The organism is Halochromatium salexigens (assembly GCF_016653295.1).
Classification (GTDB): Bacteria; Pseudomonadota; Gammaproteobacteria; order Chromatiales; family Chromatiaceae; genus Lamprobacter; species Lamprobacter salexigens.
Window position 1 is genome coordinate 1 of record NZ_NHSF01000091.1, and the last position, 7,733, is coordinate 7,733.

10 protein-coding genes are annotated in these 7,733 nt (G+C 65.9%); 8 read left to right on the forward strand and 2 right to left on the reverse strand.

Annotated elements, in window-relative coordinates; translation table 11 throughout:
• The 7 genes from CCR82_RS17905 to CCR82_RS17930 form a co-directional block, all read left to right on the forward strand.
• Nucleotides 1-210 (forward strand): thiamine pyrophosphate-dependent enzyme (locus CCR82_RS17905; protein ID WP_242513595.1); only part of this gene is annotated, 210 nt, incomplete at its 5' end.
• A complete protein-coding gene (locus tag CCR82_RS19010) occupies nucleotides 185-310 on the forward strand; it encodes a hypothetical protein (protein WP_276570605.1) in 126 nt (41 codons plus the stop codon). The genes CCR82_RS17905 and CCR82_RS19010, both read left to right, overlap by 26 nt.
• Nucleotides 310-1,287, forward strand: a complete 978-nt coding sequence (locus CCR82_RS17910) for an alpha-ketoacid dehydrogenase subunit beta (RefSeq protein ID WP_201247177.1) — start codon at nucleotides 310-312, stop codon at nucleotides 1,285-1,287. Before CCR82_RS19010 ends, CCR82_RS17910 begins: the two co-directional genes overlap by 1 nt.
• Nucleotides 1,288-1,311: 24 nt before the next feature.
• Nucleotides 1,312-2,793 (forward strand): 2-oxo acid dehydrogenase subunit E2, encoded by a 1,482-nt coding sequence (locus CCR82_RS17915; RefSeq protein ID WP_201247178.1) that lies wholly within the window; start codon nucleotides 1,312-1,314, stop codon nucleotides 2,791-2,793.
• Nucleotides 2,794-2,891: 98 nt separating this feature from the next.
• On the forward strand, nucleotides 2,892-4,313 hold the full coding sequence (gene lpdA, locus CCR82_RS17920) for a dihydrolipoyl dehydrogenase (RefSeq protein WP_201247179.1): 1,422 nt from the start codon (nucleotides 2,892-2,894) through the stop codon (nucleotides 4,311-4,313).
• Between the two features lie 188 nt (nucleotides 4,314-4,501).
• Entirely contained in the window at nucleotides 4,502-4,789 is a 288-nt protein-coding gene (locus CCR82_RS17925) for a toxin-antitoxin system TumE family protein (protein ID WP_201247180.1), read from the forward strand.
• On the forward strand, nucleotides 4,771-5,139 hold the full coding sequence (locus CCR82_RS17930) for an HVO_A0114 family putative DNA-binding protein (protein ID WP_201247181.1): 369 nt from the start codon (nucleotides 4,771-4,773) through the stop codon (nucleotides 5,137-5,139). The genes CCR82_RS17925 and CCR82_RS17930 overlap by 19 nt, the downstream gene beginning before the upstream one ends.
• A 251-nt stretch (nucleotides 5,140-5,390) precedes the next feature.
• Here the strand turns inward: CCR82_RS17930 and CCR82_RS17935 are convergent, their stop codons facing one another.
• Nucleotides 5,391-6,581 carry a cation:proton antiporter gene (locus CCR82_RS17935; RefSeq protein ID WP_201247182.1) on the reverse strand — a complete coding sequence of 397 codons (1,191 nt, stop codon included), beginning with the start codon at nucleotides 6,579-6,581 and terminating at the stop codon, nucleotides 5,391-5,393.
• Nucleotides 6,582-6,765: 184 nt separating this feature from the next.
• Between CCR82_RS17935 and CCR82_RS17940 the strand changes: the two genes are divergently transcribed.
• Nucleotides 6,766-7,035: a GNAT family N-acetyltransferase gene (locus CCR82_RS17940; protein ID WP_338073210.1), complete on the forward strand. Its 270-nt coding sequence runs from the start codon at nucleotides 6,766-6,768 to the stop codon at nucleotides 7,033-7,035.
• Nucleotides 7,036-7,103: 68 nt separating this feature from the next.
• Here the strand turns inward: CCR82_RS17940 and CCR82_RS17945 are convergent, their stop codons facing one another.
• Entirely contained in the window at nucleotides 7,104-7,634 is a 531-nt protein-coding gene (locus CCR82_RS17945; RefSeq protein ID WP_201247183.1) for a cold-shock protein, read from the reverse strand.
• Nucleotides 7,635-7,733: the final 99 nt, after the last annotated feature.

A 7,733-nucleotide genomic window follows, 5' to 3' on the forward strand; every position in this document is an offset into this window, starting at 1 on the left:
CATGCGGTTGGGCTGGCCTATGCCGCCCGCTACCGCGATACCGACGCGGTCGCGCTGGTGTTCTTCGGCGATGGGGCGACCTCCGAGGGCGACTTCCACGAGGCGATGAACTTCGCCAGCGTCTTCGCGACCCCGACCCTGTTCGTCTGCCAAAACAACCAGTGGGCCATAGACCGAGCAGGCGATGCAGGAACTCGACGAGCCGCTTGATATCTTCGCGCACAACTATGCCGAGCTCCCTCGGACGCTGCGCGAGCAGCGCGAGGAGATGGCGAGCCGCCTGGGGGAAGGCGGGGGGAGGGCTGAGTGATGGCGAAACTGACCATGGCGCAGGCGCTCAACCAGGCCCTGCGCGAGGCGATGGACGAGGATGATGCGGTGCTGGTGCTCGGCGAGGACGTCGGTGTCGACGGCGGCGTGTTTCGCGTCACCGAGGGCCTGCTGGATCGCTTTGGCGCCGCACGTGCGATCGACACCCCGTTGGCCGAATCGGCCATCGTCGGCGTCTCGATCGGGATGGCCGCGCACGGGCTGCGTCCGGTCTGCGAGATCCAGTTCTCCGGCTTCAGCTATCTGGCCATGCAGCAGCTCGAGGGGCATGCGGCGCGGCTGCGCTGGCGCTCGCGCGGGCGCTTCAGCGCCTCGCTGGTGATGCGCATGCCCTATGGCGGCGGCGTGCGCGCCCTTGAGCACCACTCCGAGAGCAAGGAGGTCTACTTCGCCCACACGCCGGGGTTGAAGCTGGTGGCGCCCTCGGGGCCGCGCAACGCCCGCGCGCTGCTGCGCGCGGCGATCCGCGACCCCGATCCAGTCGTCTTCCTCGAGCCCAAGCGTCTCTATCGGGCCTTCCGCGAGGAGGTTCCCGACGACGACGAGCCGATGGCGCTCGGCGAGTCGCAAACCCGGCGCGAGGGCAACGATCTGACGCTCATCAGCTGGGGCGCGATGCTGCAGCCGACGCTGAAGGCCGCCGAGCAGCTTGCCAAGGAGGGCACCGAGGCCGAGGTCATCGATCTGCTGAGCCTCTCGCCGCTCGACGATACGCGTCTCGCGGACTCGGCGCGGCGCACCGGCCGGGTGGTCATCGTCCACGAGGCGCACCGCAGCTATGGCCCGGGTGCCGAGGTCATCGCCCGGCTGGTCGAGAAGGCCTTTTGGTATTTGGAGGCACCCATCGCGCGGGTGACCGGCTACGACACCCAGGTGCCGTTCTTCGCGCGCGAGACCGATTATCTGCCGGATGTCGCGCGCATCGTCACCAGCGCACATCAGGTGCTCGAGGCTTGAGGGGCAGGGCTTGAGGGGCAGAAGATGAGTAGAGCATTTCGATTGCAGGACCCGGGCGAAGGCATCCACGAGGCCGAGATCGTCGAGATCAATGTGGCCGTCGGCGACCAGATTGAAGAAGGCGAGACGGTCCTCGCCGCCGAGACCGATAAGGCGACCACCGAGATCCCCTCACCCTATACCGGCACCGTTGAGCGTATCGCTGTCGAAACCGGCGACCAGGTACGTGTGGGTGATCTGTTGATGACCGTCTCGGGCGATGGTGACAATGAACATGAGTCAGAGGCCAGCGAGCGCAGGGCTGATGAACGCACCCGCGAAGCAGAGGCGTCCAAGACCGATGTACGCAGCGGCGAAGCAGCGCAGCGCCAAGCAGATGCCGAGCGCTCCACCCGCAACAGACCCGTGCCGGCCGCCCCATCGACCCGCCGACTCGCGCGTGAGCTCAAGGTCGATCTCAGGGCGGTCGACGGCAGCGGACCCGCAGGCCGAGTGCTGGCTGAGGATGTGCGTGCTGCTGCCGAGGGCCGCAGGGCGCAGGCCGCCGGCGAGGCGGAGTCCGCGACCGAAGGCAAGTCGCAACGACAGCCTGAGGAGCCATCAGCGAAGACGCAAGAGCAGCCATCAGCGGAGGCACCAGCAGAGGAGCCTTCTGCGGAGAAGCGAGAGGAGCCGCCAGCGGAAACCTCGACAAAGCCTCCAGCAAAGCCCTCAGCAAAGCCCAAGTCGGACCGTCAACTGAAACCCCAGGCTGGCGAGCGCGGAGACACACTGCCGGATTTCTCGCGCTGGGGCGAGACGGAGCGCCTCGCACTGCGCTCGATTCGCCGTACCACGGCGCGCGAGATGGCCCGCTCCTGGGCGCGGATCCCGCATGTGATGCACCAGGACACCGCCGATATCACGGCGCTTGAGCGGTTTCGGCAGGCGCATCTTGCCAAGGTCGAGGAGGCCGGCGGCAAACTGACGCTCACGGTGCTGGTGCTGAAGGCCCTGGTCGGCGCGCTCAAGGCCTTTCCGCGCTTCAACGCCAGCCTCGACGAGGACGACGACAGCATCCTGCTGAAGCACTACTACAACATCGGCGTCGCCGTCGACACCGGCCAGGGTCTGCTGGTGCCGGTGTTGCGGGATGTCGATCGCAAGAGCGTGATCGAGCTTGCCGTCGAGCTGGTGAACCTCAGCGAGCGCGCCCGTGAGGCCAAGGCCGAGCGCGACGAGCTGCAAGGCGGCAGCTTCACGCTGACCAATGTCGGCGGCATTGGCGGCACGGTCTTCACGCCGATCATCCGTCATCCCGAGGTCGCCATCCTCGGGCTCGGGCGGGCCTCGCTGCAACCGGTTGCCGAGGGTGATCCGGACAATCCAAGGTTCAGTGCGCGGCGTCGTCTGCCGCTGTGCCTGGCCTTCGATCATCGCGTCAACGACGGCGCCGATGCCGCCCGCTTCGTCAACCAAATCATGGCCGCGCTGCAGGACCCTGAACGCCTGCTGCTAACGGCCTGAGCAAGCAAGCCGCCCTGTCGTGATCGAGCGGTTGTGATTGGGCTGTCACGATCGAGCTGTCGCGATCGCGGTGGCGCGATGGAGGTATCGAGATGGTAATGGGCGATCTACCAGTCGAGACCCAGGTGCTGGTGCTCGGCGCCGGGCCAGGCGGGTATGCGGCGGCATTCCGGGCCGCTGATCTCGGGCTCGATGTGACCCTGGTGAGCGATGAGCCGGTGCTCGGAGGCGTCTGCCTGCAGCGCGGCTGTATCCCATCCAAGGCCCTGCTGCAGGCCGCCGAGACCGCTGTCATCGCGGGCGAGGCTGAGGCGATGGGGCTGGGGCTCGGCGAGCCACAGTGGGATCTCGAGCGGCTGCGTGGTTGGAAGGATGGCATCGTCGAGCGTCTGACCAAGGGCCTTGCCGGCCTGTGCGAGGCGCGCGGCATCCAGCGCATCCAGGGCCGCGGGCGTTTCGCCGGGCCACGGCGGCTGCTGCTCTCGGCGTCCGAGTACTCGAGCATCGATTTCGAGCAGGCGATCATCGCAACCGGCTCGCAGCCCCTGTCGCCGCCGGGTCTGAGTGCGAGCCCGCAGGGGCGGATCATGGACTCGACCGGCGCCTTGGCCTTGGCCGATATCCCCGAGCGGCTGCTGGTAGTCGGTGGCGGCTACGTCGGACTCGAGCTCGGCAGCGTCTACGCTGCGCTGGGTGCGCGGGTCAGTCTGGTCGAGCAGACCGACCGCTTGCTACCGGGTACCGATCCGGAGCTGGTCGAGCCGCTACGCCAGCAGCTCGAGCAACGCTTCGAGCGCATCGCGCTGGAGACCAGCGTGCGGACGACCGAGGAACAGCAAGATCGGGTGAGCGTCCGACTCGAAGACGCCGATGGCTCGCGCGAGCAGTCGTTCGAGCGGGTGCTGGTGGCGATCGGACGGCGCCCCAACACCAGCGACCTCGGACTCGATGAGGCCGGTATCGAGACCGATGATCAGGGCTTCATCAAGGTCAATGCCGAACGCGGCACCAGCACGCAAGGAATCTTCGCCATTGGCGATGTCGCCGGCGGCCAGCAGCTCGCGCATGAGGCCATGCACGAGGGCAGGGTGGCGGCTGAGGTGATCGCCGGACGGCCGGCCGCTTTCGATGCCCGGGCCATCCCGGCGGTGATCTACACCGATCCGCAGATCGCCTGGTGCGGCCTGAGCGAGGCCGAGGCCGAGCAGCAAGGGCGCCAGGTCAGCGTCACCCGCTTTCCTTGGCAGGGCTCGGGCCGGGCGCTGAGTCTGGGCGCCGAGGCCGGTTTGACTAAGCTCATCATGGACCCGGACAGCGGACGCTTGCTCGGTGCCGGCCTTGTCGGGCGCGGCGCCGAAGGGCTGATCGCAGAGGCCGTGCTGGCGATTGAGATGGGCGCACTCGCTGAGGATCTGTCGCTCGCCATCCATCCCCACCCGACGCTCTCGGAGACCCTCGGCGAGGCCGCCGAGCTGTTCGCCGGGAACAGTCTCCATGGGTTGGCTGGCGCTCATCGCTGAACGGAGCGCAGTGGGTTTATCGCCTGGGGAGCCGGGCCGCTTCCCCTGACGATGGCTTGACTCCAGCAATCGAACACCCCGCCGGGAGAGCTCTATCGCGAAGCTCGATCCCCGACCGCGTCAGGCCGCGATTTTTCAATTCGTTGACGTTATTGACAACGGCCGCTTGCGTTGGCATTGTTGCCAACATGAAGGCCACGCTCATCACGAGTTTCAAAGACATCACGCCAGAGGGCGGAATCCTTGAGCTGGTGGTCTGGCACCTACCAGCAGCGGTGCCACCCTGCATGCACCGCTATAAATACCGAGCGGTGTTTGTGGTCAACGGCGAACGGGTGATTGGCTTCGATAACGAGCGCGGCAAGGGCGATCACTGCCACCGCCAGGGGCAGGAACAGCCGTACCAATTTACAGGCGTCGATCAGCTGATCGAGGATCTGATGACAGAGGTCGAACGATGGAGAAGCGAACACTAAGAATCACGCTCAATGCGGATTGGCGTGCGGCGTTGCGTGCGGCAGGCACCCTCGCGCAGGCCGAGAGCTATCAAGGCGAGACGCTGAATTTCGAGTCTGCCGACATACTCTTTGGCCGTTTGACGGAACGGCGCTGGTCCTTGGTGCAGGCGCTGATGGGCACCGGAGCGTTGTCCGTTCGCGAGCTCGCCCGCCGCCTTGGGCGTGACGTGAAACGGGTGCATGAGGATGTGACGGCGCTCGCACAACTGGGATTGGTGGAGCGCACTGAGCGCGGTGGGGTGCTCTGCCCTTATGCCAATATCCACGTTGATTTGCGCCTGAGCGCAAAGCCGCGCCAGGCGGCCTGAGGCGGAAACGTACCCTCATCCCCAACCGTCGAACGAATCGTCGCTAGCCGATCGCTCCCGCCGACCTTGCGCGCCAAGTTGACCGCATCGACCTCGATCGTTCACGACTCCTCTTTTGCGACCGGCGCCAGCCGGTGGTTTGGGTCTGCATCGGTTGCGCTTATTGAAATTGGAGCATCTTGCGTGCCACTCGGTTGCTTCGCTGTTCGCTGTCGCTATTTCGATCGCCGTGCCTCGATTGCAGTGCGCACTCAGGCGTGCGCCTCCCCAGCCCGACGCAGCGCGAAGCGGGCCGCCACGGGGCCGATCAGCTCGAAGACCACGGTAGTGCCAAGCACCGTGGGCAGGATGAGATCCTCGAGCGGCGGGAAGGCCTGGGCGGCGACCAGCGCCAAGCCCAGGGCCACCCCGGCCTGCGGCAGGACCGCGAGACCGATCCAGTTGTAGATGCGCGGTGGAGCACCGCTGACCCGTCCCCCGAGCTGCGCGCCGAGATACAGCCCCGCGGCGCGTGTCAGGATGTAGACGGCACCGATCAAACCGACCGCGGTGAGGGCGTCGAGATGCAGCGAGGCCCCGGCGAGCAGGAAGAACAGGATCAGATAGGGCCATTCGATCCCTTCGATAGCCTGGAACGGGCGCTTGTGATGGGCCGCGAAGCTCGACACGAAGGCGCCGAGTGTCATACAGGCGAGGATGTAGGAGACCTCGGCCCAGAGCGCGAGTCCGGCGCACAGCAGCACGAAGCCGAGCGCCTCGGCCTGGGTCGGCTCGCCGCGTGTGATGCGCCCGCTCAGATAGGCCATCGGTGCGGCGAGCAAGGCGCCGAGTGCCAAGGCGCCGAACAGCTCCCAGCTTGCCGAGAGCAGCACGCCCAGCGAGCCGCTGTCGCCGGCGACGCGCTCGGCGATGCTGAGCAGCAGGCTGAACAGGATGATGCCCCAGCCATCGTCGATGGCGACGATGCCGAGGAGGGTGTCGGTGAATTCGCCTTCGGCCTCGATTTCGTGGACGACGTCGAAGGTGGCCGCCGGCGCCGTGGCTGGGGCGATGCCGGCCAGCAGCAGTGCGGCCTCCAGCTGCACGCCGAGCAGCAGCAGGCCGCCGAACACGCAGGCCGAGGCGAGGATCACCTTGCTCGTCGACAGGATCAGCACGCGCCGGCCCAGTCGCCGCAGGTTCTCGGGGCGGATCGTCTGCCCGATCAGAAACCCGATCATCGCCAGTGCCAGATTGGTCAGGATCGGAAACCACTGCTCGGTGAAGGCCGGCAGCAGATCCAACACCTCGGGTCCAACCAGCAGCCCGGCGAGCAGCAGCAGTGTGACCCGCGGCAACGGCGTGCGCCGCCCGAGCAGATCGGCGAACAACCCGATCAGGAAGATCCCGCCGATGGTGAGCAGGATCGGCACCGCATCATTGGCACTACCAGCATCCGTCATGTCCGCGCGCTCATCTGATCGAGTACCAGAGACTGTGATGCAGCTCGCTGGTCCATGAAAGGGTGATCAGGCTCGTTCATCGGTTCCTCCATTACTGTTGCGGCGAGTGTCGGCTTTCGGCTTTCGGCTCTCGGCAGGGTCAAGATCATGGCAAAGCCGTCAACTTCCGCGCTATACGTTGCCCGTGCTCCGTGTTGCGCGACTGGCAGTGGCCGAGCAGGCACAGGGTCATGGAGTTGGCAAGGCGTTACTCCGGTTCGCGTTAGCGCTCGCCCGTCAGACGGCTGAGGAGGTCGGTTGCATCGGCGTCGTAGTCGACGCCAAGCCGGAGGCGCAGGCGTTTTATCGCCAGTATGGCTTTGAGGCATTCAGGGTACTGGAAGGGGCTTTGCTCGAGCGACCTGAGCCTTTGCCAATGTTCCTGCCGCTGTCCGCGATCCCTTCGTCCTCATGATGCACCGCTAACGGTCTGGTATGTCGCATCTCTGTGGTGTGGCGAGGCCTTGATGCTCAGTCTCCGCCTCAGCTGGCGGTATTACGCCACTCAGCCGGGACATCGTCCCGAGCCTGGGTGTCTTCGGTCTCGCGGGCTCCAGGCTTGTTGACGATCTGAACACTGCTCGCCTGTGGGCCAGCGTCGCCCATCTCCGGCTCGAAGCGCACCTCGGTGCCGACCGCGAGGCGGTCGAAATTGTCGTGGAGCACGCTGTTGCGATGGAAATAGTGCTCTTCGCCATAGGGCGTGCGCAGGAAGCCGTAACCTTCATCGGGAAAGAGCCGCACGATCAGCCCGCGCGGCTCCTCGTCGGCGGGTCTGAGGGCATCGCGCCGGCGCGGCTCGCCGGCCGATTGGAGACGTCGCTCCATGACCGAGAAAGCGGCCTCGATGACGGTGCGCAGGTTGGATTCCTGCTCGACGACTGCCGGCTCCTCGTTCACCACCAAGCGCCGGTTGCGCGGCAGATGCACCTCGATGCTGACCCGGTAAGGGTTGCCGCTGTGCTGATGCTTATGCGGCTTGGAGACCAGCAATTCCAAATTTGAAACCCTCATGTTACCAGTAGCTTTTCTGAAAGCGGTTGAAACTTGAGTTGTTAGCCGATGGTTCTCAAGCCCACCCCCACAGCCACACCGACGCCCCCGGTGTTCGCT

Coding starts and splice junctions, on each gene's coding strand:
- lpdA (WP_201247179.1), top strand. CDS start 2,892: ATGGGCGATCTACCAGTCGAGACCCAGGTGCTGGTGCTCGGCGCCGGG.
- CCR82_RS17925 (WP_201247180.1), top strand. CDS start 4,502: ATGAAGGCCACGCTCATCACGAGTTTCAAAGACATCACGCCAGAGGGC.
- CCR82_RS17915 (WP_201247178.1), top strand. CDS start 1,312: ATGAGTAGAGCATTTCGATTGCAGGACCCGGGCGAAGGCATCCACGAG.
- CCR82_RS19010 (WP_276570605.1), top strand. CDS start 185: ATGCAGGAACTCGACGAGCCGCTTGATATCTTCGCGCACAACTATGCC.
- CCR82_RS17945 (WP_201247183.1), bottom strand. CDS start 7,634: ATGAGGGTTTCAAATTTGGAATTGCTGGTCTCCAAGCCGCATAAGCAT.
- CCR82_RS17910 (WP_201247177.1), top strand. CDS start 310: ATGGCGAAACTGACCATGGCGCAGGCGCTCAACCAGGCCCTGCGCGAG.
- CCR82_RS17930 (WP_201247181.1), top strand. CDS start 4,771: ATGGAGAAGCGAACACTAAGAATCACGCTCAATGCGGATTGGCGTGCG.
- CCR82_RS17935 (WP_201247182.1), bottom strand. CDS start 6,581: ATGACGGATGCTGGTAGTGCCAATGATGCGGTGCCGATCCTGCTCACC.